1 protein-coding gene is annotated in these 1,018 nt (G+C 69.1%); it reads left to right on the top strand.

All coding sequences use genetic code 11. The features are described from left to right. Positions 1-396 precede the first annotated feature (396 nt). Positions 397-1,018 (top strand): biotin/lipoyl-binding protein (locus tag GJ693_RS16185; protein ID WP_235903009.1); only part of this gene is annotated, 622 nt, incomplete at its 3' end.

Below are 1,018 nucleotides of genomic sequence, written 5' to 3'. Positions count from 1 at the left end.
CGTGGCGCCCATGCTCACCACCCCGGCGGTCAACCGCACCTGGTCGGGCGCCCGCGCAACGTCGGCACTGGCCGTCAGCGTCAGCGTTGCGGGCGGCGGGGGACGATCCTGGGCCGTGGCGGGGGCAGCCAGCAGGGCCGCGACCAGCAGCGGCGAGCGGGAGAGCAATCGGGGCATTTGGTGGGGCATGGGCGGGGTCCTTCTTTCCCTGTCTGGCACCGATGATGTCCCGCCACGGCGGCCGCGTCACGTGCAAAATCATGGCGCTGCGTGCGGCATCAAATCTTGGAGTGACACTCAAATTGGTCTTTTTGCTGCCATGAAACTGGAGTATGGGAAAGCTCTTGCATGCGGTGATGTATTTCGATAATACACCGTCGCAGAGGAACCATGTCAATGAACGCCCATAACAATGTGCCATCCGCCGCGGTCGCGGAGGTCTATCCCTTCCCGCCCGGTGGTGACGCCGAAGCCCCGTCCGGCCGCGGCCGCCGGCGCTGGATGAAGCCGGCGCTGATCGCGCTGGTGGTGGCGCTGGCTGGTGTCGGCGGATGGAAGGCCTTTGGCCCGTCCGCCGCCCCGCCGGTGTCGGCCGAGGACGCCAACCTGCCGGAAGTCACGGTGATCGTGCCGGGTTCGACGATGATTGCCGATGCGGTCACCGCGCCGGGCAGCATCGCGGCCAAGCGTGACGCCGCCGTGGGCGTGCAGGGTGAAGGCGGCCGCGTCGTGCGGGTCAACGTCGAACCCGGCCAGCAGGTGGCCGCTGGCCAAGTGCTGGCCCAGATCGACCGCCAGGTGCAGACTCAGGAAATCGCCCAGCTCGCCGCCAGCGTGCGTCAGGCTGAAGCCGACGCCCGCCTGGCCGAAGCCAATCTGGCCCGCGCCGAAAGCCTGGTGGCCAAGGGCTTCATCAGCCGCGCCGATATCGATCAGCGCACCGCCGCCCGCGATGGCGCCAACGCCCGCGTTGGCGTGGCGCGCGCCCAGCTGGCCGCAGCGCGTGAACGCGCAGACC

Source organism: Sandarakinorhabdus oryzae, assembly GCF_009733735.1.
Lineage (GTDB): Bacteria > Pseudomonadota > Alphaproteobacteria > Sphingomonadales > Sphingomonadaceae > Sandarakinorhabdus > Sandarakinorhabdus oryzae.
This window is presented reverse-complemented; position numbering and strand designations above follow the sequence as displayed.